21 protein-coding genes are annotated in these 24,292 nt (G+C 44.4%); 16 read left to right on the forward strand and 5 right to left on the reverse strand.

Annotated elements, in window-relative coordinates; genetic code table 11:
* Positions 1–57 precede the first annotated feature (57 nt).
* Positions 58–1,494 (reverse strand): Na+/H+ antiporter NhaC, encoded by a 1,437-nt coding sequence (nhaC, locus tag AACV20_RS05155; RefSeq protein ID WP_017048541.1) that lies wholly within the window; start codon positions 1,492–1,494, stop codon positions 58–60.
* A 422-nt stretch (positions 1,495–1,916) separates the two neighbouring features.
* Here nhaC and asd point away from each other — a divergent pair, with 422 nt between their 5' ends.
* A complete protein-coding gene (gene asd / locus AACV20_RS05160) occupies positions 1,917–3,047 on the forward strand; it encodes an aspartate-semialdehyde dehydrogenase (protein ID WP_170906972.1) in 1,131 nt (376 codons plus the stop codon).
* A gap of 113 nt (positions 3,048–3,160) precedes the next feature.
* Here the strand turns inward: asd and AACV20_RS05165 are convergent, their stop codons facing one another.
* The gene (locus AACV20_RS05165) at positions 3,161–3,799 is read right to left on the reverse strand and encodes a YchE family NAAT transporter (protein ID WP_010318853.1); all 639 of its coding nucleotides are present in this window, start codon (positions 3,797–3,799) and stop codon (positions 3,161–3,163) included.
* A gap of 628 nt (positions 3,800–4,427) precedes the next feature.
* Here AACV20_RS05165 and adhE point away from each other — a divergent pair.
* Complete coding sequence (adhE, locus tag AACV20_RS05170; protein WP_013856398.1) at positions 4,428–7,100, forward strand: bifunctional acetaldehyde-CoA/alcohol dehydrogenase; 2,673 nt, start codon at positions 4,428–4,430, stop codon at positions 7,098–7,100.
* Between the two features lie 122 nt (positions 7,101–7,222).
* Here adhE and AACV20_RS05175 read toward each other — a convergent pair whose 3' ends face one another.
* Positions 7,223–8,098, reverse strand: a complete 876-nt coding sequence (locus AACV20_RS05175) for a DMT family transporter (protein ID WP_170906973.1) — start codon at positions 8,096–8,098, stop codon at positions 7,223–7,225.
* A gap of 122 nt (positions 8,099–8,220) precedes the next feature.
* On the reverse strand, positions 8,221–11,313 hold the full coding sequence (gene rne, locus AACV20_RS05180; protein ID WP_170906974.1) for a ribonuclease E: 3,093 nt from the start codon (positions 11,311–11,313) through the stop codon (positions 8,221–8,223).
* 615 nt (positions 11,314–11,928) lie between these two features.
* Here rne and rluC point away from each other — a divergent pair.
* Positions 11,929–12,876, forward strand: a complete 948-nt coding sequence (rluC, locus tag AACV20_RS05185; RefSeq protein ID WP_029189776.1) for a 23S rRNA pseudouridine(955/2504/2580) synthase RluC — start codon at positions 11,929–11,931, stop codon at positions 12,874–12,876.
* Between the two features lie 95 nt (positions 12,877–12,971).
* Here the strand turns inward: rluC and AACV20_RS05190 are convergent, their stop codons facing one another.
* A complete protein-coding gene (locus tag AACV20_RS05190) occupies positions 12,972–13,556 on the reverse strand; it encodes a Maf family protein (RefSeq protein ID WP_170906975.1) in 585 nt (194 codons plus the stop codon).
* Positions 13,557–13,702: 146 nt separating this feature from the next.
* Here AACV20_RS05190 and yceD point away from each other — a divergent pair, with 146 nt between their 5' ends.
* The 13 genes from yceD to AACV20_RS05255 all read left to right on the forward strand — a co-directional run bounded on the left by yceD (position 13,703) and on the right by AACV20_RS05255 (position 24,267).
* The gene (yceD, locus tag AACV20_RS05195; protein WP_010319120.1) at positions 13,703–14,227 is read left to right on the forward strand and encodes a 23S rRNA accumulation protein YceD; all 525 of its coding nucleotides are present in this window, start codon (positions 13,703–13,705) and stop codon (positions 14,225–14,227) included.
* A 33-nt stretch (positions 14,228–14,260) separates the two neighbouring features.
* Positions 14,261–14,431: a 50S ribosomal protein L32 gene (rpmF, locus tag AACV20_RS05200; RefSeq protein WP_010319119.1), complete on the forward strand. Its 171-nt coding sequence runs from the start codon at positions 14,261–14,263 to the stop codon at positions 14,429–14,431.
* A 9-nt stretch (positions 14,432–14,440) separates the two neighbouring features.
* Complete coding sequence (plsX, locus tag AACV20_RS05205) at positions 14,441–15,466, forward strand: phosphate acyltransferase PlsX (RefSeq protein WP_170906976.1); 1,026 nt, start codon at positions 14,441–14,443, stop codon at positions 15,464–15,466.
* 5 nt (positions 15,467–15,471) lie between these two features.
* Positions 15,472–16,422, forward strand: a complete 951-nt coding sequence (locus tag AACV20_RS05210; RefSeq protein WP_010319117.1) for a beta-ketoacyl-ACP synthase III — start codon at positions 15,472–15,474, stop codon at positions 16,420–16,422.
* Between the two features lie 63 nt (positions 16,423–16,485).
* Positions 16,486–17,409 carry an ACP S-malonyltransferase gene (fabD, locus tag AACV20_RS05215; protein WP_115339171.1) on the forward strand — a complete coding sequence of 308 codons (924 nt, stop codon included), beginning with the start codon at positions 16,486–16,488 and terminating at the stop codon, positions 17,407–17,409.
* 19 nt (positions 17,410–17,428) lie between these two features.
* Positions 17,429–18,163 (forward strand): 3-oxoacyl-ACP reductase FabG, encoded by a 735-nt coding sequence (gene fabG / locus AACV20_RS05220; RefSeq protein WP_026027249.1) that lies wholly within the window; start codon positions 17,429–17,431, stop codon positions 18,161–18,163.
* A gap of 234 nt (positions 18,164–18,397) precedes the next feature.
* Positions 18,398–18,631 (forward strand): acyl carrier protein, encoded by a 234-nt coding sequence (acpP, locus tag AACV20_RS05225; protein ID WP_014204679.1) that lies wholly within the window; start codon positions 18,398–18,400, stop codon positions 18,629–18,631.
* A gap of 90 nt (positions 18,632–18,721) precedes the next feature.
* Positions 18,722–19,966 carry a beta-ketoacyl-ACP synthase II gene (gene fabF / locus AACV20_RS05230; RefSeq protein ID WP_170906977.1) on the forward strand — a complete coding sequence of 415 codons (1,245 nt, stop codon included), beginning with the start codon at positions 18,722–18,724 and terminating at the stop codon, positions 19,964–19,966.
* 77 nt (positions 19,967–20,043) lie between these two features.
* Positions 20,044–20,841 (forward strand): aminodeoxychorismate lyase, encoded by a 798-nt coding sequence (pabC, locus tag AACV20_RS05235; protein ID WP_170906978.1) that lies wholly within the window; start codon positions 20,044–20,046, stop codon positions 20,839–20,841.
* Entirely contained in the window at positions 20,838–21,854 is a 1,017-nt protein-coding gene (mltG, locus tag AACV20_RS05240; RefSeq protein WP_170906979.1) for an endolytic transglycosylase MltG, read from the forward strand. Before pabC ends, mltG begins: the two co-directional genes overlap by 4 nt.
* The gene (tmk, locus tag AACV20_RS05245; RefSeq protein WP_017049102.1) at positions 21,851–22,495 is read left to right on the forward strand and encodes a dTMP kinase; all 645 of its coding nucleotides are present in this window, start codon (positions 21,851–21,853) and stop codon (positions 22,493–22,495) included. Before mltG ends, tmk begins: the two co-directional genes overlap by 4 nt.
* Positions 22,496–22,504: 9 nt before the next feature.
* Positions 22,505–23,491 carry a DNA polymerase III subunit delta' gene (gene holB, locus AACV20_RS05250; RefSeq protein ID WP_170906980.1) on the forward strand — a complete coding sequence of 329 codons (987 nt, stop codon included), beginning with the start codon at positions 22,505–22,507 and terminating at the stop codon, positions 23,489–23,491.
* Positions 23,482–24,267: a TatD family hydrolase gene (locus AACV20_RS05255; RefSeq protein ID WP_017049100.1), complete on the forward strand. Its 786-nt coding sequence runs from the start codon at positions 23,482–23,484 to the stop codon at positions 24,265–24,267. The genes holB and AACV20_RS05255 overlap by 10 nt, the downstream gene beginning before the upstream one ends.
* Positions 24,268–24,292: the final 25 nt, after the last annotated feature.

Below are 24,292 nucleotides of genomic sequence, written 5' to 3' on the forward strand. Positions count from 1 at the left end.
AGCTCAGTTGAGCTCTTTTTAATGGTTTTTTAGTTCAATGACCTTTGCAATACTCTGCTAGGCTGACTGTTGGTTGAGAACCGGTGCTTGTTCAGCACTGTCTGCTGGTGCAGTAGGTTCACATTTATCAACAAACCAACCCATGTAAGAGGTAAAAATGGTCACCAAAATACAGACAAAGCTTAGCCACATAAAGGGGGCATATGAGAGCGTTGCAACGCCTAGAATGCTCGCCATGTAGATGCCATTATCGCTCCATGGCACCATACCGGAGGTGAGCGTGCCACCAAATTCAGCGTTACGTGATAGGTTCTTACGCTGATAGCCTAAACGGTCATAGTTCTTGGCACAGATTTTAGGGGTCAGGATGAGTGAAACATACATGGCTGAGCCAAAAACGTTGCCCATAAATGCAGTACCAATAGTACTGGTTGCCAGTGAACCTGCGCTTGTCACGCGGCGCTCAAACAGTTTTGCGATGGTTTCAAGCACACCCACTTTATCTAGCAATCCACCAAACCCGAGACCAAAGACAATCACGGCAACAGAACCAAGCATAGAGGACATGCCGCCTCGGTTTAAGATTGAGTCAATGAAGCCAACGCCAGATTCAATATTGTAAGGTGCCCATGCGGTATTGAAAGCTTGCAAGAAGTCTACGTCTTGAATCATCACAGCCCAAATAATGCCCAGCAAAGAACCAAAGCTAATTACAGGAAACGAAGGCATTCTCATCGCAAGCAAGCCAAGTACAATCAGCACTGGCACAAAAGAGTATGGGGTAATGTAAAACTGCTGTTCCATCGCCTCAATCACGCTTTGTACTTGAGACATGTCTACGTTACCCGCATAGTGGAAACCAAATAAGGTAAACATGATACCCGTGATCACGTAGCTGATAAGCGCTATCGGCAGCATACCTTTAATGTGCTCCATCACTTCAACGTTAGACATCGAAGACGCCAGAATAACGGAATCAGATAATGGCGACATTTTGTCACCAAAGTAACAACCTGAAAGTACTGCGCCAGCGGTGATTGGTGCTGGAACGCCAAGACCCTGACCAATCCCCATCATGGCAATCCCCGCGGTACCAGCTGCACCCCATGAGGTTCCAGTTGCTAAAGCGGTGAGAGAACAGATGATCATCGTTGCAAGAAGGAAAATAGAAGGATGGATTGCTTGAAGACCGTAGTAAATGATGGTCGGCACGATCCCGCCGGAGATCCAAGTGCCAACTAATGCGCCAACAGCTAAAAGTATCAACACGGCACCTAAACCATTAGAAATACCATTCAGTGCTGCTTTTTCTAATTCTTTATATTGGTGACCTAAACGAACACCGAGCACAATAATGATGAACCAGCCAATGTATAAGGCCAGTTGGATAGGGAGATCGAGTTGAGCTGTAAACGAAAACGCGAGTAACAAAAACAAGCCTAGAGCAATAATTACTTGAATTAAGCTAGGTAGGCGTTGAGGGGCTTGCGTCATAAAAGAGCCTCTTGTCAGATTTATGATCTAAGGACAGAACGGTGCCCTTATTGAGTTCGATCGCACTTTACAATAGTTAGCATAATATATCGACATCAAACACCTCGGATGTGATTTATGTCGTTCAAGTGGTTAATCTTCGATGTTAAATGTTGATAATAGTTAAATTTAATGGTTAGAAATGTTTTGTAGTGTGGGATTTTTGTGTAACAAGAACGTGATTATTTAGCGTTTCGTTGATTATTGAATGCTGAATCATAGTGCGGTTGAGTGATTTTTAGGCTTGAATGTGTTTTTTACAAAACTGGCTACGCAGAAAGAAAAAGTTACCACTTTTACTAAGAAAGTCTTGAGATTTTATGCTGAACCACTTATAGATGGAGCAATAAATTTTCATTTTAGATACATGGAGAGTGAGCGCGATGAGAGTAGGTTTAGTGGGTTGGCGTGGTATGGTCGGTTCTGTACTGATGCAGCGTATGGTTGAAGAAAATGACTTTGACTTGATCGAACCGGTTTTCTTTAGCACATCTCAAATTGGTATTCCTGCCCCAACGGTGCCTTCTAAGAAAGGCAATCATCATACAGGGTTACTGCAAGATGCTTACGATATTGATAGCCTCAAACAATTAGATGCCATCATCACCTGTCAAGGTGGTAGCTACACTGAAAAAGTGTACCCAGCTCTGCGTCAATCGGGTTGGAAAGGTTACTGGATTGATGCTGCATCTACCTTACGGATGGATAAACAATCAATCATCACTTTAGATCCGGTCAACTTGACACAAATTCAGCACGGCATCCATTCAGGAACCAATACCTTTGTGGGCGGTAACTGCACAGTCAGTTTAATGCTTATGGCATTAGGCGGCCTTTATGAGAAAGGTTTGGTCGAGTGGATGAGCGCAATGACCTACCAAGCAGCTTCGGGTGCTGGCGCTCAAAATATGCGCGAGTTGATCTCGCAAATGGGAGTAATTAACGATGCGGTGAGCTCTGAATTGGCTAATCCATCGAGCTCAATTCTTGATATTGACAGAAAAGTGGCTGAAACCATGCGATCACCTTCTTTTCCTACCGAGCAGTTTGGTGCACCACTAGCGGGTTCATTAATCCCTTGGATTGACGTCAAACGCGACAATGGTCAAAGCAAAGAAGAGTGGAAAGCGGGCGTTGAAGCTAATAAAATTCTGGGACTTCAATCGTCACCGATCCCGATTGATGGAACCTGTGTTCGTATTGGCGCAATGCGCTGCCACTCACAAGCATTAACCATCAAGCTGAAGAAAAATGTTCCGCTTGATGAAATCGAAGAGATGATCGCTACGCACAATGATTGGGTGAAAGTTATTCCAAACGAGCGCGATATTACCGCACGTGAATTGAGCCCTGCCAAAGTCACTGGTACCTTGTCAGTTCCCGTAGGACGTTTGCGTAAAATGTCTATGGGTGATGATTTCTTAAATGCGTTTACGGTGGGTGACCAATTATTGTGGGGAGCTGCTGAGCCGCTTCGCCGTACTTTGCGGATCATTCTGGCTGAAAAACAGTAAAGATGGATCTCGGTTTAAAACTACCTGAGTAAAAATACAAAAGGAGCGCTTTATGCAAAGCGCCCTTTTTTTATGCTTTTTGTCTGTAGTAACAGTGACGATGTTAACCGCGGTTATGCAAGGCCAGGAAATAAATTTCTGAGCCCATTGGCAATAAACTCAATACCGAGTGCGCCGAGTATCAAACCCATGATCCGCGTAATCACGTTGATACCCGTTTGACCTAAGAAGCGGACAATATAGGGCGCTGAGCGAAACAGCAGCCAAGAGCTTAAACTAAATAACACCACAGTGATTATAATGCCCACGGTATCGAACATGCTTGGGTAGCGAGAGCCATACACTATGGTTGAACTGATGGCACCCGGTCCTGCCATTAAAGGCATAGCGAGTGGCACAACCCCAATTTGTTCACGGCTAATGTATTCAGATTTCTCTTGTTTGTTTTGTTTATCTTCACCCAATTTACCGCTCATCATCGAAAACGCGATGCTCAGCAGCAATAGGCCACCAGCTACTCGAAACGAATCTAAAGAGATACTAAACATATCCAGTAACATCTGCCCAGCAAGCAGTGCGGTAATCAAAATTATTGCCACAGCAATATTCGCTGTAGCCGCCGTTTTGTGTTTCTCTTCTTGCGTCATATGCCCAGTGAGAGAGACAAATATTGGCATAATCCCCACGGGGTTCACAGCGGCTACAAGGCCTAAGAAAAACTGCAGGAAAATGGCTAACTCAAAGGTTTGCATGGCATTTATCTCTAATGGATCATTTCGATGAAATATTACGTGGCTAATGTAAGCGAAAGCAAAGGATAGCACGAATGAAAAAAACTAAAGCGATTGGGGTTTTATTGCTGAAAAAAACTAATTCAATGAAGAAAACGTTTTACAATTGTTTTTCTAATGTATGTGAGTGGTGTTGTTTTTTGCTCAACTGTTAACATCTGCACATTTTTAATAAAATTAGTGCTCCTAGCTGGTGGTAAAAGTGAGAGTCGATATACTCTCAGTAGCACGTAAAATGAGGTGTGTTCATTCATCTATCGCTCAAAAATGAAACTTTTTTACAGATTGTTGTAGTTTTTATAGTTTTCGTTGTTTAAGTAAATGTTTTTTATTCATTTAATTATCTATATGTTTTTTGTTTGTTTTCAGTGTCTTGTAGGCGGTTTTGTAGGGTGGTTACCCCTAATTGGGTAATTAGTTTTTGAGAACTGATCTGAGTCAATTTTTTTCACACTCTGAAATATTATACTCAGTCCTGAAAGCAATTTACTAAGTCTGTCATTGTTTAAGCTGTTGAGAAAAACAAAAACACAAAGCTGCAAACTTAATAAAGAGTTTTTAACATTTTTCTATTTTTAGGAGATCCATTATGCCTGTAACTAATTTAGCTGAACTTGATGCTCTAGTAGCGCGCGTTAAAGCGGCTCAAGCAGAATTCTCTACTTACTCTCAAGAGCAAGTAGATAAAATTTTCCGCGCAGCATCATTAGCAGCTAACCAAGCTCGTATCCCTCTAGCGCAACAAGCGGTAGCGGAATCAGGCATGGGTATTGTTGAGGATAAAGTAATCAAGAACCACTTTGCGTCTGAGTTCATCTACAACAAATACAAAGACGAAAAAACGTGTGGCATTCTTGAAGAAGATAAAAACCTAGGCACGATGACTATCGCTGAGCCTGTAGGCATCATCTGCGGTATCGTTCCAACCACTAACCCTACTTCTACTGCAATCTTCAAATCTCTCATCTCTTTGAAGACTCGTAACGGTATCATCTTCTCGCCACACCCACGTGCGAAAAATTCAACTAACGATGCAGCTAAACTCGTGTTAGATGCAGCAGTTGCAGCTGGCGCGCCAAAAGATATCATCGGCTGGATTGATCAACCTTCAGTTGAGCTATCTAACGCGCTAATGAAGCACGAAGGTATTGCACTTATCCTTGCAACAGGTGGTCCTGGCATGGTGAAAGCAGCTTACTCGTCAGGTAAACCAGCAATCGGTGTAGGTGCAGGTAACGTTCCAGTTGTAATCGACGAAACGGCAGACATCAAACGTGCAGTTGCTTCTGTTCTTATGTCTAAAACATTCGATAACGGTGTGGTATGTGCTTCTGAGCAAGCGGTTATCGTTATGGACGAAGTGTATGACGAAGTAAAAGAACGTTTCGCGAGCCATAAAGCGCATGTTTTAAGTAAAGCAGACGCAGACAAAGTACGTAAGGTACTGCTTATCGATGGCGCACTAAATGCGAAAATCGTAGGCCAACCAGCAACAGCCATCGCTGAAATGGCGGGCGTTAAAGTTCCAGCAGATACTAAAATCCTTGTCGGTGAAGGTATTGGCGAAGTTTCTTATGACGATGAATTCGCACATGAAAAACTTTCTCCAACACTTGGCATGTTCCGCGCGACTTCTTTCGAGAACGCGGTAGAACAAGCAGTAAGAATGGTAGAAATCGGCGGTATCGGCCACACTTCTGGTCTATACACTAACCAAGACGTTAATGCAGACCGTATCCGTTACTTTGGTGACAAAATGAAGACGGCGCGTATTCTTGTAAACATCCCAACCACTCATGGTGGTATCGGTGACCTTTACAACTTTAACGTTGCACCATCTCTAACGCTAGGTTGTGGTTCTTGGGGTGGTAACTCGATTTCTGAGAACGTAGGTCCTAAGCACCTAATCAACAAGAAAACTGTTGCGAAGCGAGCTGAAAACATGTTGTGGCATAAACTACCTAAGTCAATTTACTTCCGTCGTGGTAGCCTTCCAATCGCTATGAGCGATCTTGAAGGCAAAAAACGCGCATTCCTAGTTACTGACCGTTTCCTATTCAACAACGGTTATGCAGACGACGTAGTGACTCTGCTGAAGTCAAACGGTATGGAAGTTCAAACATTCTTTGATGTAGAAGCTGATCCAACTCTATCTGTCGTAGAGAAAGGCGCTGAAGCAATGAAGAGTTTCCAACCAGACGTGATTCTAGCACTTGGTGGTGGTTCACCAATGGATGCGGCGAAGATCATGTGGGTTATGTATGAGCACCCAGAAACTCACTTTGAAGAGCTTGCAATGCGCTTTATGGATATCCGTAAACGTATCTACAAGTTCCCTAAAATGGGTCAAAAAGCAGAATTGGTTTGTATCACGACTACTTCAGGTACAGGTTCAGAAGTCACACCATTTGCCGTTGTAACAGACGACAAAACAGGTGCTAAATACCCACTAGCGGATTATGAGCTAACACCTAACATGGCTATCGTTGATGCGAACCTTGTGATGAATATGCCTAAGTCTCTAACGGCATTTGGTGGTTACGATGCTGTGACTCACGCTCTTGAAGCCTATGTATCTGTTCTTGCGAACGAATACTCTGATGGTCAAGCTCTACAAGCACTTAAGATGCTGAAAGAGTACCTACCATCAAGCTACAAAAATGGCGCAGCAGACCCAATTGCTCGTGAAAAAGTGCACAATGCAGCGACTATCGCAGGTATTGCTTTTGCTAACGCGTTCTTAGGTGTATGTCACTCTATGGCGCACAAGATCGGTGCTGAGTTCCACATCCCGCACGGCCTTGCTAACGCATTGCTTATCTCTAACGTTGTGCGCTACAACGCGAATGATAACCCAACCAAACAAACTGCGTTCTCTCAATACGACCGTCCACAAGCACGCCGTCGTTACGCTGAAGTGGCTGACCACTTAGGCTTGAGCCAAGCGGGCGACCGTACTGCTCAGAAGATTGAACGTCTACTGACTTGGTTGGAAGAGCTGAAGAAAGATCTCGACATCCCGCTATCTATCCAAGCGGCTGGCGTGAATGAAGCGGATTTCCTCGCAAAAGTTGACGTGCTATCAGTTGAAGCGTTTGATGACCAATGTACTGGTGCAAACCCACGCTACCCACTGATTTCTGAGCTAAAAGAAGTACTTCTTGCGGCTTACTATGGTACAGCGTTTGTTGAAGGTGAAACTTTCGAAGGCACTACCGTTATCAAGAAGAAAGATGACCAAAAGCCAGCAAAGAAAAAGTAAGCTGAGTTATTGAGAGATTTTCGCTAGCACGAAACAATCTCTATCGGGAAAAGATAAAGCCTCACCGTCTGGTGAGGCTTTTTTTGTATCGAGTAACTTCATCATCAAAGCGTGGATGGGATTTATCCCCACATGACTAAGATAGCGGCAATTGCGACTAGAACAAGCCCCAGCCCATCTTTAATTTTCACCGATTGTTTTAGCCAAAAAATAGAAATTAACATCGTAAAAAAGATCTCAATTTGGCCTAAAGTTTTTACATAAGGCACGGTTTGAAGAGACATTGCACTGAACCAACCAATAGAACCAAGACAGCTACTTGTGCTGGTTAATAGCGTTAGCTTAGGTCTTACCCATAATTGTTTTAATGAGTTGTTGTCGGTCACCATTAGGTAAATTAGCAGTAATAAAGTCTGCAGTGAAATGACCAACAATAATACCCAAGCAGCACTGTGTGGAAAGGGTAAGCCAAGTGCTAAGCTGGCTTCACGTACCCACAATGAAGTGAGTGCAAAGGCACTACCACAACTTAATCCCAGTAAAACAGTTGGCATTGAAAGCTGTTTAATATTGCCGTGCGTGCTCATCAAAAATACACCAATGCCACCAACGATGACGCCAATCCAGCCCAAGCCTGTCAAATGAGTCCCAAAAAAAATCATCCCTAAAATAGCGGCAACTAAGGCTTCGCTTTTGGCTAGCCCAGCACCTACAGCATAGTTATTTAATTTAAAAAGCTTAACCATGAGCGCAGTCGCGATGATTTGCATCAATGACGCGCCGATAATGAAAGCGATAAAGGTCAATGACAATGTAGGTAATTTCGAGGGTATGAAATGATACAAAGTGATGAGATACAGAGCCGCGATAGGGCCAGCCCAAAGAAAGCGGGCAAGGGTAACACCAGTAGTACTGACCTCAGTTGCTAAGCGACTTTGGAATGCATTGCGCCAAGATTGCATGAACGCGGCCAGAAGGGTGAATAAGATCCAAGTCATGGAAGTCCATTTTGAGTGACAAGAAAGAGGCAATGCTATGAGATGCAGAGATATTGGGCAAGCGGAATATAAAAAGGGCTGCGAATGCAGCCCTTTAATGGTATTTAAACTCGGTTCAGAGATTAATACTGTGGTTTAGTCATTGCCGCACCAGCTTGACTTTGCGCTGACTGGCTGCCTGCTGCACGAGTTGCAATTCGTTCAGCATGGAAAGGTGCTGATACGATTTCAATCTCTTTGAGCAATAAAGAGCCTGAGGCTTTGGTCATCGGAGAGAATGCATGCGCTTTGATTGTTTTAGGTAATACGGCTTCAGGTGCCTTAGTTACTGCTTCAACCTTCAATGTTGGTACTTTCTCTGTCGTGGCTTTTTCTTCGACAACGAGCTCAATAGCGGTAGTCTTTTCAATAACAACTTCTGCGATCACTGGCTCTGAAATAACGGCTTCTACAGTGACCGATTCTGTGACTGAAACCGATTCTGTTACCACTGTCGATGGTACTTGAGGTTCAATAGCGTCCTGCAAAGAGACTGTAACAGGTTCTTCAACGACGCTCTGGTTCTCTTCGTGGCGAATAATGACCTTACCCATTGCCATTTCAGGGAAAGCAAAACCACCTAACGTTATCTCGGTATTGTTATCTACGACATCTGCCACTTGTTGAACAGGTTCAACCGCTGCGACTTGCTCTGTTACCGGTGCTTGATACACAGGTTTAGAGAGGTCATAGCGAGGCATCACTTTACCCATTGCCATCTCAGGAGAGGCAACCCCACCTTTGCGTAAACGGAATGGGTTAGGGCGACGATCACGACCACGGCGTCGACGTTGACCACTGGCTCGTAAATGACGAGGGGAGCGGCGATTGCGACGTTGATTTTGATCGTCATTCTCATTGTCGTCGTTTGGTGTAACAACCGATGTCTCAACAGATTGTGCTGTTTCAGCTTTTACGGCTTCAATAACCTCTGCTGCCGGGGTTGTATTGATCAACATTTCAGCTTCTGGTTGTGGTTGTTCTTGAGCTGCGGTTTGATCTTTTACGCGAACTTGTTTGTTTAACTTACGGCGTTGACGGCGCTCTTTGACTTTTGCCGTTTTCTCTTCCGTTTTATCTTCATTCGCTGTCAAGGTAACGGCTTGCGCTTCAGCCGCAAGTTGTAGCCCTTGCTCCGCTAACTTTTCAGATTTGCTGTCATCACGCTTGTTGCGGCGCTCTTGTTTTGGCTTGCGAGCTTGTGTCTTACGAGGCTCGTTGGTAGCAACAATTTCTTTGTCTTGTGTTTCTTCAACAAGAGCAGAGGTATTGACAGGTTTACGTTTGTTTCTGTCACGGTTTGTGTTGTCGCGATTAACATTTTCACCGCGTCCGTTACGACGACGTTGGTCATTTCGATCACGACGCTGGCGTGGTGCTTGGCTACGTTCGTTTTCTTGTTTTTGTTGCTCTTCCTCAGTTTTCACCTCTTCCGTGGTGGTTGAGAAGATGCTACCAAGAGCTTTAACGATGCGGCCAAATAGACCTGGTTTACCTGGTTCAACAGCGATCTCTTTGACTGGAACCGCTACCTCTGCTTTAGGTGTTGGAGCTGGAATAGTTTGTGCTGGAGCAGCAAACCCTTTCAACGCTGGTTCTTCAATGCGTTTTGGTTTGAAATCGATATCTGAGCTTTCTTTACCTTCTGCTTCTTTCAGTGCTTCTAGTTTCATTGGCACTAAGTAAGAGAGTATTTCTTGCTCTTCCCCTTCACGGACACGGATCACTTCAAAATGAGGCGTTTCCATTTCAGAGTTAGGGACAATGGTGATCTCGACTTCTTGAATGCGTTCAATATGATTGATTGAGCGACGTTTTTCATTGAGTAGATAAGATGCAATAGGAACGGGAACCACCGCCATAACTTGAGCGGTATTATCTTTTAGTGCTTCTTCTTCAATGAGACGTAAAACAGAGAGCGCAAGAGATTCATTATCACGAACCACTCCGGTACCAGAGCAGCGTGGGCAGATATGGTGACTTGCTTCGGCAAGTGATGGGCTCAAGCGCTGACGCGACATTTCTAACAAGCCAAAACGTGAAATTCGGCCAATTTGTACGCGAGCACGATCTAGGCGTACAGCATCGCGTAAACGGTTTTCTACTTCACGTTGGTGACGAACAGGAGTCATATCGATGAAATCGATAACCACTAATCCGCCCAAATCGCGCAGACGTAATTGGCGAGCAATTTCATCGGCTGCTTCTAAGTTGGTGTTAAGCGCCGTCTCTTCAATATCGCCGCCTTTTGTTGCACGAGCAGAGTTGATATCAATTGAGGTCAATGCTTCGGTTGGGTCGATAACAATAGAGCCACCAGAAGGCAAACGCACTTCACGCTGGAAAGCTGATTCGATTTGGCTTTCAATTTGGTAATGGCTAAATAGGGGTACTTCACCGTCGTATTTTTTTACACGACTCACGAAATCAGGACGCACCAAACGAATGTGCTCAAGGGCACGTTCATAAATTGTGTTGCTATCAATTAGAATTTCACCAATGTCACGACGCAGATAATCACGAATTGCGCGTACAATGACGTTGCTCTCTTGGTGAATAAGTAGCGGTGCAGGACGCAAATCGGAAGCCTGTTTGATTGCGCTCCAGTGATTGAGCAAAACGTTTAAGTCCCACTCTAGCTCTTCCGCACTTTTGCCCACACCTGCAGTGCGAACGATAAGGCCCATGCCTTGAGGAAGCTCTAAACTGCTCAATGCGGTTTTTAATTCGGTACGCTCATCGCCTTCGATACGGCGTGAAATACCACCGGCACGAGGATTGTTTGGCATAAGAACTAGGTAGCTACCAGCAAGAGAAATGAAAGTGGTCAACGCAGCGCCTTTGCTGCCTCGTTCTTCCTTTTCAACTTGGACAATAACTTCTTGGCCTTCTTTAAGCGCTTCTTTGATGTTTGGACGGCCTTGGTAAGTGTAGCCATCAGGGAAGTATTCGCGGGCAATTTCTTTGAGAGGAAGGAAACCGTGACGTTCAGCGCCGTAATCAACAAATGCAGCTTCTAAACTCGGTTCAACACGGGTGATACGTCCTTTATAGATGTTCGCCTTTTTAGATTCATGCCCTGGACTTTCGATGTCTAGATCAAAAAGTCGTTGGCCATCAACCAGCGCGACACGCAACTCTTCTTTTTGAGTTGCGTTAATTAGCATTCTTTTCATTTAAAAATCTCGTTATCTTTCTTTAGTTTTGATTATTGGACTTGTTGCTGGGTTTCGTTTTCACGGTGCCAGATCCCATGACTAAAAGGTGCAGCCTCCCGGCTGGAGGGGATGCTCTAGGGCACTTCAGTTATCGCACGCACACGATTGCCTGCGATCCGCGTATTGGCGGAAAATACTCAACATGAAATGACGATGAGTAGAGCAACAAGATAGCTTCGCTCAATAGTGTCTTACGCCATGTGCAGCACATTGACGCTTAGCAGTCTACTCACTATTTTGCTCAAAAATGGACGGTAAAGAATAAAAAATCACCGAATCATTCATTGCAGCTGTGAACTATAGCAGTGACAGGTAAACACAGCAATCTGCTTTGTTATGAACAGGTCAAAAAAATGAGAATAGGTCTAAAAGTTAGATGGCTAATTTAATGTTTATCAAAGAGTTTTAGTTGTTAAAGTAAGAATTGTAATGGGTAATATTTAATTTTATCCACAGTCACATTTCAATTGGTGTAATTCTCGCCAATTTGCCATTAAACAGCAGATGAAAATATTCTTTTTTGGGGCGAAGAAAATGTGAATTTAAACAATTTACAGTGGTACAATGGCGCCCATGAGTGAAATTAGAACCCAAGTCCAGCTCATCGATATCGATGAAGATATGGCTGGTCAACGCATTGACAATTTTTTGCGTAACCAATTAAAAAACGTTCCCAAAAGTATGGTTTACCGAATCCTGCGCAAAGGAGAGGTTCGTGTAAATAAAAAACGCATCAAAGCAGAATATAAGTTATCGGCTGGTGATGTGGTGAGAATACCACCAGTGACTCTCGAACAGTCGGATCAAGAGAGCAACACACCCAATACCAAATTGAGTAAAGTCGCCGAGCTAGAACACTGCATTATTTTTGAGGATGAGCACTTACTTATTCTGAATAAACCTTCCGGTACGGCTGTTCATGGTGGGAGTGGTTTGAAATTTGGCGCAATTGAAGCGCTGCGGGCATTGCGCCCAGAAGCTCGCTTTTTGGAATTGGTGCACCGTATCGATCGCGATACGTCGGGCATTTTATTAGTGGCTAAAAAGCGCTCCGCACTGCGCCATCTCCAAGCCCAGTTTAGAGAAAAAACGATTCAAAAATATTACTTTGCTTTAGTTATGGGGCAATGGAAAAGCAGCTGTAAAGTCGTGAATGCGCCACTATTGAAAAATGAAGTGAACAGCATTGTGCGAGTCAATCCAAACGGTAAAGCATCGGAAACGCGCTTTAAGATCCTTGAACAGTTTGCACAAGCAACTTTGGTGCAAGCCAGTCCGATCACTGGCCGTACTCATCAGATCCGCGTTCATACTCAGTATACAGGGCACCCGATTGCGTGGGATGATCGTTATGGTGACCGCCGTTTTGACGCATATACCGCACAGTTTGGCATTGACCGATTATTCTTACACGCGGCCAATATTCGTTTTATTCACCCTTCGACAGAGGCGTTAATGGACATTAATGCACCACTCGATACTCAACTAGAGCAAGCATTAGTCAAATTGAGAAACGCTTAAGGCCAGCTTCTATTCGGTAACGAGTAGAAACATAAAGTAATGGTCGAAGTCATGGTATAAAAGTGAGCGCGGATCAAGGCGCTCACTGTTAATCATTATCCTAAAACGGTAATGCCTTGAGACTCAAGCATTGAGACTAGCTTAATTAATGGTAGCCCAACCAAACTATTAGGGTCATCACCTTCTAAACGTTCAAAAAGTACAATGCCTAGGCCCTCACACATAAAGCTGCCTGCGCACTGTAGTGGCTGTTCTTTTGCCACGTAAGCCGTCACCATCTCGGTAGATAAAGAGCGAAAATGAACCGTGAAGGGTTCTACGGTGACCGTGCATTGGCGGGAGACGGAGTTGTAAACCGCAAGCCCAGTATAAAAAGTGATGGCTTTTCCACTTTGTCTGAGTAACTGTTTAATGGCTTGTTCTTGAGTATGAGGTTTGCCAATAATCTCACCGTCAATCACGCAAACTTGATCAGAACCGATGACTAAACTGGGTTGGTTTGGATGGCAAGATCTTGCTTTCGTTTCCGCTAAACGAGTCACCAGATCTTGTGCGGGCTCACCAGGTAACGGAGTTTCGTCGCAATTAGGCGAGCAGGTAACAAAAGGTAAATCCAGCTTTTTAAGTAATTGCTGCCGAAACGGCGAAGTAGATGCTAAAACTAGTTGGTAATTTTGCATTTTGATTTAGAATTGCTGCGAATTTTACCGCAGCATATATCAATCAGACATGCTGTACATAATTCTCTCAGTGGAAAGGGGAAAAAACGAACTTTTTTGCCTTTTTCTTTGACTAAAACCGATTTGGAAGATAATATTCGCGCCCTATGCAAAAGGTAAAAATACCGCGATCGATTGATCCGGCTAAAGCAGCTCAAAAACGACTTGATTGTGATGGTATCATCCAACTCAGTCTTTTTAAGCGTTTAGAAGAATCAGTCGCAGGCGTTAAACGCGACGCACAAGTCTCATTGTCATTTGGGCTTGATGAACAGCGACTAGTTGTTATCTCTGGTAAAGCTAACATCTCTGTCGATTTAGAGTGTCAACGCTGTAACAAGGTTTTCGCACATGAGTGCGAAGTCCAATTCAAGTATACTCCTTATTTGGGGAGTAAAACGGATGAAGACGCACCGGAAGAGTACGATTTGGTAGATCCGAATGAGTACGGTGAGATCGACCTTGTACAATTAGTTGAAGACGAGTTCATCATTAATCTGCCACAAGTAGCAATGCACGATAGAGCGGAATGTAGCGTTAATTCAGACAATTTAGTATTTGGTGAACTTCCAGAAGAACTAGCGGAAGAAAAGCCGAATCCATTTGATGTTTTAAAAAACTTAAAACGATAATTCGTTATAGGTTAAGACAAAGGAGTAGGGTCAATGGCCGTACAAAAGAGCAAAAAATCACGCGCACGTCGTGGCATGCGTCGTTCACATGATGCGCTAACTACATCTGCACTATCTGTAGATGCGACTTCAGGTGAAACTCACCTACGTCACAACATGACTGCTGACGGTTATTACCGTGGCAAAAAGGTTATCAGCAAGTAAGGTTGACCTTTGCAATATTTAACCGTTGCACTTGATGCAATGGGCGGGGATTTCGGTCCTCGCGTAACAGTGCCTGCCGCCGTGCAGGCACTGTCGCATTTCCCAGAGCTCAAAGTGATCCTCGTTGGTGATCAAGTCTTGATCACACATCAATTATCTCAATTAGGTTATGAACTTAATACTCGCTTGAGTATTTTGCACAGTGACCGCGTTATTTCTAATTCCGAAAAACCTTCTCTGGCCTTACGCAATAGTGCTGGAAGTTCAATGGGCATCGCAATTGACCTAGTTTCTGATGGCGGTGCTGATGCTTGTGTCAGTGGTGGTAATACGGGTGCGCTCATGGCGTTATCTCGTTTTCGTTTGAAATTGCTGCCCGGCATTGATCGTCCTGCGTTAGTATCGGCATTGCCGACGGCTTCAGGTCAACGCACTTGGATGCTGGATTTGGGTGCGAACGTATCAAGTGATGCAGATTCTCTGTTTCAATTTGCTGTCATGGGGAGTGCGCTGGCCGAACAGCATTTAGGCCGTTCTGCAAAAGTTGCCATCCTTAATATTGGTGCGGAAGAGATTAAAGGGAATGATTTAGTGAAGCGTTGCGCTGAAATGCTGAATCAAACTCAGGCCGTCAACTATATCGGCTATATCGAAGGTAATCAGTTGTTGGATGATGTCGCTGATGTGATTGTTTGCGATGGTTTCGTCGGTAATGTTTGCCTGAAAGCATGTGAAGGCACAGCACAACTCTTTATTGATAAGTTAAAAAGCCAACTTTTGGGCTCATCCATAAAGGGTTGGATTGCACGAAAACTGTTTTCTTCATTATTTACTGAACTAAAAACATTGAACCCCGACCAGTATAACGGCGCAAGTTTGTTAGGATTGCGCGGCATTGTCATAAAAAGTCATGGAAGTGCTGATGTACTCGCCGTCGTGAATGCGATTTCCGAAGCGGTACACGAGGTCAAACGACAAGTCCCCAGCCGTATAAGCGATCGTTTGGAAGCGGTTTTACTCGAGAGGCATTATTAGTCTTCATGTATAGCAAAATTTTAGGTACTGGCAGCTACTTGCCATCTCAGGTGCGTACCAACGCAGATTTAGAGAAAATGGTAGAGACAAGCGATGAGTGGATTATTGCCCGTACTGGTATTCGTGAGCGCCGCATTTGCGCGGAGAATGAAACCGTTGCGGATATGGCTTTCTATGCAGCGCAAAATGCCATTCAAATGGCCGGCATTGATAAAAACGATATTGATCTGATTATTGTTGCAACAACCAGTAGTAGCCATGCATTTCCTTCGGCGGCATGTCAGGTGCAAGGTAAGCTTGGTATCAAAGGATGTCCTGCTTTTGATTTAGCGGCTGCCTGTTCAGGCTTTGTCTATGGATTATCGATTGCAGATCAACACATCAAATCGGGTATGTGTAAAAACATTCTTGTCATTGGTGCTGATGCCTTGTCTAAAACCTGCGATCCAACAGACCGCTCGACAATCATTTTATTTGGTGATGGCGCAGGCGCCGTCATTATTGGTGCAAGTGAAGAGCCAGGAATTTTGTCGACTCATATCTATTCTGATGGTGAGTTTGGCGAGCTCTTGAGTTTACCTGTTCCAGAGCGTGGTGGTGATGCTGATAAATGGCTCTATATGGCGGGTAATGAAGTCTTTAAAGTGGCTGTGACGCAACTCTCTAAGCTTGTTAAAGATACGCTTGCTGCCAATAACATGCACAAATCAGAATTAGATTGGTTAGTGCCTCATCAAGCTAACTATCGCATTATTTCCGCGACCGCGAAAAAACTATCGATGTCACTTGACCAAGTTGTCATAACGCTTGATCGCCATGGTAATACGTCTGCTGCTACCGTCCCAACCGCGCTCGATGAAGCCGTGCGAGATGGTCGAATTCAACGTGGTCAAACGTTATTGCTTGAAGCCTTCGGTGGTGGTTTTACTTGGGGCTCGGCACTCGTTAAGTTTTAAGCGGATAGATTTTTATTTTAAGGGGTTGGTTCAACCTCTTGTTTTTACTTAAGGAAACAAACAATGAGCAAGTTTGCTATCGTATTTCCAGGTCAAGGCTCGCAATCAGTTGGTATGCTTGCGGAACTTGGTCAGCAGTATGATGTCATTCAACAGACATTTGCCGAAGCTTCTGAAGTGCTGGGTTATGATTTATGGGCATTGGTACAAAATGGCCCAGTAGAAGATCTTAACCAAACCTCTCGTACTCAACCGGCATTACTCGCTTCTTCTGTTGCCCTTTGGCGGTTATGGCAAAGCCTAGGTTTAGAGCAGCCAGCCTTGCTTGCTGGCCATAGCTTGGGTGAGTATTCCGCACTGGTGTGTGCAGGTGTAGTTGACTTTAAGCAAGCCATCAAATTAGTAGAGCTGCGTGGTCAGTTAATGCAAGAAGCCGTTCCGGAAGGTGTAGGTGCGATGTCGGCTATTATCGGTCTTGATGATGAGCTGATAGCAAAAGCGTGTGAAGAAGCTGCTCAAGGTGAAGTGGTTTCACCAGTTAACTTTAACTCGCCAGGCCAAGTTGTCATCGCAGGCAACAAAGATGCGGTTGAACGTGCAGGTCAGTTATGCAAAGAGGCCGGAGCAAAGCGCGCGCTGCCATTGCCAGTTTCTGTTCCTTCTCACTGTGCTTTAATGAAGCCAGCAGCAGACAAGTTAGCGGTTGCATTACAATCGATTGAATTTAATGCACCACAAATTCCGGTTATCAACAATGTGGATGTAATAGCAGAAATTGATCCGGCCAAAATTAAAGATGCGTTAGTTCGTCAACTATACAGCCCTGTTCGTTGGACAGAATGTGTGCAGTTGATGAATGAGCAAGGCATAGAAAAGCTGCTTGAAGTTGGCCCAGGCAAAGTTTTGACAGGCCTGACTAAGCGCATTATTAAATCGCTTGAATCAGCAGTAGTGAATGACATTGCTTCACTTGATGCCGTTAAGTAATCAAAGGAAAGAATAGATGATGAACCTAGAAGGCAAAATTGCTCTCGTGACTGGCGCAAGCCGTGGTATTGGCCGAGCGATCGCTGAATTATTAGTTGAACGCGGTGCAACAGTGATCGGCACGGCTACTAGCGAAAGCGGTGCAGCGGCAATCAGTGAATATCTTGGTAATAATGGTAAAGGCCTAGCGCTGAACGTGACGGATGTGGAATCTATCGCAGCGACGCTGAAAACCATCAATGACGAGTTTGGCGTGATCGATATTCTTGTGAATAATGCCGGGATTACTCGTGATAATCTCTTAATGCGCATGAAAGATGATGAATGGTCAGATATTATTGATACCAATTTAACGTCTATCTTCCGCTTATCGAAAGCGGTGCTACGTGGCATGATGAAAAAGCGCAATGGTCGCATCATCAATGTGGGCTCTGTTGTCGGTACTATGGGTAACGCTGGTCAAACCAACTACGCAGCGGCAAAAGCGGGCGTAATTGGCTTTACTAAGTCTATGGCTCGTGAAGTTGCATCTCGTGGTGTGACGGTTAACACAGTTGCGCCAGGTTTTATCGAAACAGATATGACAAAAGCGCTGAATGATGACCAACGTACTGCTACACTAGCCCAAGTGCCAGCTGGCCGCTTAGGCGACCCACGCGAAATTGCGTCGGCAGTGGTATTTTTAGCTTCTCCAGAGGCTGCCTACATTACGGGTGAAACTTTGCACGTAAATGGCGGGATGTACATGGTATAAGTTGGTTTTTGAACGTTATTGATGAAATAAAGGCTTTGCTATTGTCAACAACGTGTAAAACTTGCTAACTATATGCGCAACATTTGTGCATGATTTAAGTCAAAAATGGTCTTAATTTCGGTTAAAATCGGTAAAATTGTGGTTTGACCAGCAATGACCCACTTGCAACTTTCCCTAGTTAGAATAAACTACGGAACCATCGCATTAGGCGAAATCTGTAAAGGAAAAGAAAACATGAGCAACATCGAAGAACGCGTAAAGAAAATCATTGTTGAACAGCTAGGTGTAGACGAAGCAGAAGTAAAGAATGAAGCTTCTTTCGTAGAAGATCTAGGTGCTGATTCTCTAGATACAGTTGAGTTAGTAATGGCTCTAGAAGAAGAATTCGATACTGAAATTCCAGATGAAGAAGCTGAGAAGATCACTACTGTTCAAGCTGCAATCGACTACGTAAACAGCGCTCAGTAATATCTCTCCCCAGGCGGCCCTCTGGCCGCCTGAGTTTTTCTAACTCTTCTATACCTCTCATAGAACTTTTCAACTCCGGAGAATATGATCGTGTCCAAGCGTCGTGTCGTTGTCACTGGCATGGGTATGTTGTCACCGGTAGGCAACACTGTAGAATCTTCTTGGAAAGCCCTGCTAGCTGGTCAAAGCGGTATCGTTAATATCGAACATTTTGATACCACCAATTTTTCAACTCGTTTTGCAGGTCTAGTCAAAGACTTTAACTGCGAAGAGTATATGTCTAAAAAAGATGCCCGTAAGATGGATCTCTTTATCCAGTACGGTATTGCGGCGGGTATCCAAGCACTTAATGATTCTGGTATCACAGTAACTCCAGAAAATGCCCCAAGAATCGGTGTTGCTATCGGCTCTGGTATTGGTGGTCTTGATTTGATTGAAACTGGCCATCATGCCTTGGTAGAAAAAGGCCCACGTAAAGTGAGCCCGTTCTTTGTACCCTCAACGATTGTCAACATGGTTTCAGGCAACTTGTCTATCATGCGTGGTCTTCGTGGTCCAAATATCGCTATTTCTACTGCATGCACAACAGGTTTACATAACGTTGGCCATGCGGCACGTATGATTGCATACGGTGATGCCGATGCGATGGTGGCAGGTGGTGCAGAAAAAGCATCGACACCACTTGGCATGGCGGGTTTTGGCGCAGCAAAAGCATTGTCTACGCGTAATGATGAACCGCAAAAAGCGTCTCGTCCTTGGGACAAGGGCCGTGATGGCTTTGTTCTAGGCGATGGTGCGGGTGTTATGGTTCTTGAAGAATATGAACATGCTAAAGCACGCGGTGCGAAGATTTACGCTGAGTTAGTTGGCTTTGGTATGTCTGGTGATGCTTATCACATGACTTCACCAAGCGAAGACGGTTCAGGCGGTGCGTTAGCGATGGAAGCCGCGATGCGTGATGCGGGCGTAACAGGTACTCAAATCGGTTACGTCAACGCGCATGGTACTTCGACTCCAGCTGGTGATGTTGCGGAAATTAAAGGTGTTAAGCGCGCTTTAGGTGAAGAAGGTTCGAAACAAGTTCTTGTCTCTTCTACTAAATCTATGACTGGTCATTTGCTAGGCGCGGCTGGTTCTGTTGAAGCCATTATCACCGTTATGTCATTAGTTGACCAAATTGTTCCACCAACCATTAACCTTGATGATCCAGAAGAAGGTTTAGGCATTGATCTTGTTCCACACACTGCCCGCAAAGTGGAAGGTATGGAATATGCAATCTGTAACTCTTTTGGTTTTGGTGGTACGAACGGCTCGTTGATTTTCAAAAAAATCTAATGATTGTGGTTGTGACACTTGAGTTTGAACGGCTTGATGCTTAGCATTGAGCCGTTTCTTTTTGTGGGGTAAGCACGATGTTTTGGGTAAATGGACAACCTAGTGACACTCTATCTCTTACTGATCGCTCTTTTCAGTATGGGGATGGTTGCTTCACAACGATTCTCGTTTGCGCTGGTGAGCTTCAATATTGGGATATGCACGTTGAACGCATGGAATCTTGTTTGCGGTGTTTAGCTATTCCCGCCCCTGATTGGCGGCAAGTTGAACATTGGCTCTCAACGATCGTTCCTAGTACCGCAAAATCCGGTGTGAAAATTCATATTAGCCGCGGACAAGGTGGTCGGGGTTATAGCCCTGCTAACGTTGGCGATTCTCAAGTCACTATCAGTACCTTTGAGTACCCAGCCCATTATATTCAGTGGATAGCTGATGGTATCGAGCTTGGTGTTTGCCAACAGCGGATGGGACTCTCGCCATTATTGGCGGGTCACAAACATAACAATCGACTAGAACAAGTCTTATTAAAGTCAGAGATGGATGTAAAAGGGTACGCTGACGGCATCGCGCTAGACATCAATGAGCATGTCATAGAAACTACGGTTGCAAATATTTTTTGGGTGTCAGGGGGTAGGTTATGTACGCCAAGCTTAGACAATGCAGGCGTAGCTGGGGTTATTCGTCGTGTATTATTGGCGGCGGCTACCGATCTCAAGGTTGAGGTGAGAGCATTCTCATTAGAAGAGTTATTGTCGGCAGATGAAGTGTTTATTACTAACTCCTTATTAGGCGTTGCGCCTGTCACGGCAATTGCAAATACGATTTTCCCTATTGGTAAAATAACACGCTATTTTCAGGAGCGTTTTAACTCGTGATTAATCGAATTCTCGTTGTATTACTACTGATCATTATCGCCGTTGGAGCTGGATATTTCTACATTGAGCGACAGGTAGATGCTTATTTAGAACAGCCTCTATCGCTTCCTTCATCGCAAGTCGTGACCATAAAATCAGGTACGAGCCTTAATGGCGTATTAACGCTGTTGAATGAGAAAAAATGGATAACGGATTTTTCGATGTACAAGTTAGTGCGACGTCTGCATCCTGAAATAACCAAAATTAAGGCGGGAACTTACCAAGTACAACCCGGAGATCGATTGATCGATCTCTTAAGTGACGTGATATCCGGTAAAGAGCATCAGTTCTCTATTACCTTTGTCGAAGGGAGCCGCTTTAATGAGTGGCGATCTCTGCTTGCACAAACCGAAGGCGTGACAAACACGATAGCTGATTTGGCAGAAGCCGACATTGCCCAAAAATTAGGCATTGAGCAGCAAAAGCTTGAAGGATTGTTTCTAGCGGAGACTTATCATTTCCCTTTTGGAACGACCGATCTTGAGATCCTAAAAAGGGCCAATAGACGTCTTGAGAAAATACTCGATCAACATTGGGCCAATCGCCAGCCAAATCTGCCAATTAAAACGCCTTATGAAGCGTTGATTTTGGCGTCAATTATTGAAAAGGAAACGGCTATTGCTTCAGAGCGAGGGCGCATTGCCTCCGTTTTTGTCAATCGACTCAATAAACGGATGCGGCTACAGACTGATCCTACGGTCATTTACGGGCTTGGCGATGCCTACGATGGTAATCTTCGTAAAAAAGACTTAAGAACACCGACGCCATTTAATACTTATACTATTTTTGGTTTACCTCCTACGCCTATTGCGATGGCGGGGGAAGCCTCAATCAAAGCGGCATTAAACCCAGAGCAGAGCAATTATTTGTATTTTGTTGCCAGTGGCTCTGGTGGACACGTTTTTTCTAAAACATTGAATGAACATAATCGCGCTGTTCGCGCTTATTTAAAACAGTTAAGAACCCAGTCATGAATGCTAAATTTATTGTTGTAGAAGGTTTAGAAGGCGCAGGAAAAAGCACTGCTATTCAATCCATTAGAGAAACACTTATTGAGTTCGGCGTGACAAATATCACTCATACTCGTGAGCCGGGCGGGACTGTTTTAGCAGAAAAAATGCGCGCCTTAGTCAAAGAAGAGCATGAAGGTGAAGTGCTTCAGGATATGACTGAGCTGTTATTAATGTACGCCGCTCGTGTTCAATTGGTTGAAAATGTGATTAAGCCTGCACTTGCGGCTGGTTCGTGGGTGGTTGGTGATCGCCATGATATGTCCTCTCAAGCCTACCAAGGTGGTGGGAGGCAAATTCCGCTAGAAACGATGCAAAACCTTAAAAAGGTAACGCTAGGTGATTTTAAGCCAGATTTTACTCTCTATTTGGACCTAGATCCGAGCATCGGTTTAGAAAGAGCAAGAGGCCGAGGTGAGCTTGATCGTATCGAAAAAATGGATATTGGTTTTTTTGAGCGCACGCGTGAACGTTACCTTGCCCTAGCTAAGGAAGATAAAAGCGTGGTCGTGATTAATGCTGAACAAACAATAGAAGCGGTGGCATTCTCTATCAAAGCAGCGTTAAACCAGTTTCTAGAAACCAATATGCTAGAGAGAAACTAGGGCTAAACATTGAGTAACAAATTGATGATAAATGATCTGTATCCTTGGTTAGCAGGCTATTGGCTTCAGTGGCAAACCAGCCTCAATAACCAGCAGTTCCCTGCGGCGAGCTTACTCGTTTCTCCCTCAGGGCTGGGCGCTGAACGGCTCATTGAGAAGTTGAGTGCAGCAGTGATGTGTTCTCATAGCCATTCAGAAGCGTGTGGGTTTTGTCATAGCTGCGAATTGATGAAGTCTGGTAGTCACCCTGATTTTCATCTGATCTCGCCTGAAAAAGAGGGGAAGGCGATTACCGTTGATCAAATTAGGCAATGCAATAAGTTGGCTCAAGAATCGGCGCAGCTTTCTGGTGCTCGTTTTATCGTTATTAATCCCGCCGATTCCATGAATGAATCAGCAGCGAATGCACTGCTCAAAACGTTAGAAGCTCCGGGGCGCAATTGTTTTTTCTTACTTGTCGCCTCTCGTATCAACCCATTACTCCCAACCATTATCAGTCGCTGTCAAAAAACGGTGCTGACACCACCGAGCAGTGAACAAGTCTCGCATTGGTTAAGTGAACAGACATCGCAACCTGTCCCTCCTTATGTGGCGCATTTAAATGGTTATTCACCACTAAATACGTTGGCGTTTATTCAATCGGGAGAGTTAGCAAAATATCAGGCTTTTGAGCAAAATATTGCTCATTGCTTAACCGATGCCAGTGCCGATATTTCCGCTTGTGTGAAGCAGATTAATGAGGCGCCTACCCAATATTTGGCTTGGTTGTGGACCATGTTGACCGATACGCAAAAGGTACAATTTGGCGTGGTTGAACAGCAGCAGCTTCCTATTAGCCTTCGATTAGCAAAACAGATCAGCTACCCAGTACTTTATCGCCAAACCAAGGCATTAACTCGTTTAATGGAAGAACTAAAGACGTTTAGTGGGCTCAATAGCGAGCTACTGATCAGCGATTGGCTATTTAACTTTAATGATGAGAAAACATGTTTGTAGATTCGCACTGCCACTTAGATAAACTTGATTACGATACGCTCCATATCGATGTTGCTGATGTAGTAGAAAAAGCTCGTCAAGCCAATGTTAAGCAATTGCTTTCTGTTGGCGTAACGCTGGATTCTTTTGAACCAATGTTAGAGCTTATTCAGCCCTTTGATAATGTTCATGCTTCTTGTGGTGTTCATCCACTTGACGTTGAAAGTCATTTTGAATTGACCCGCTTCCATCAATACGCGAGTCATCCCAAAGTGGTGGCGATTGGCGAAACGGGGCTAGATTATCACTATCAGCCGGAAACGGCTGAGTTACAGAAGTTACGGTTTTCACAGCACATTGAAACCGCCGTTGCCCTTAACAAACCTTTGATTATTCATACACGAAATGCCCGGGCTGATACTCTTGAAATGCTCCGTGATGGTGGGGCAGAAAGGTGCGGTGGTGTTATCCATTGTTTTACTGAAGATCTTGCCTTTGCACAAGCCGCTATGGAGCTTGGCTTTTATATTTCTATCTCAGGAATTGTCACGTTTAGACAAGCGACAGAATTGAAAGAAGTTGTGAAGGCGCTGCCCTTGGAACGCTTGCTGATTGAAACTGATTCCCCTTATCTTGCGCCGGTTCCACACCGTGGTCAGCAAAATCAGCCAGCCTACGTTGTTGAGGTTGCTGCTTATATTGCACAGCTAAAAAGTCTGTCATTAAAAGTAATTGAAGAAAAAACGACCGAAAATTACCAAAATCTTTTTTTGCGACGGAAAGTTGAATTGTCGTGAGAAATGCGTGTAAGACGGCATTTTT

It is taken from the genome of Vibrio sp. B4-6 (assembly GCF_963888245.1).
Classification (GTDB): Bacteria; Pseudomonadota; Gammaproteobacteria; order Enterobacterales; family Vibrionaceae; genus Vibrio; species Vibrio anguillarum.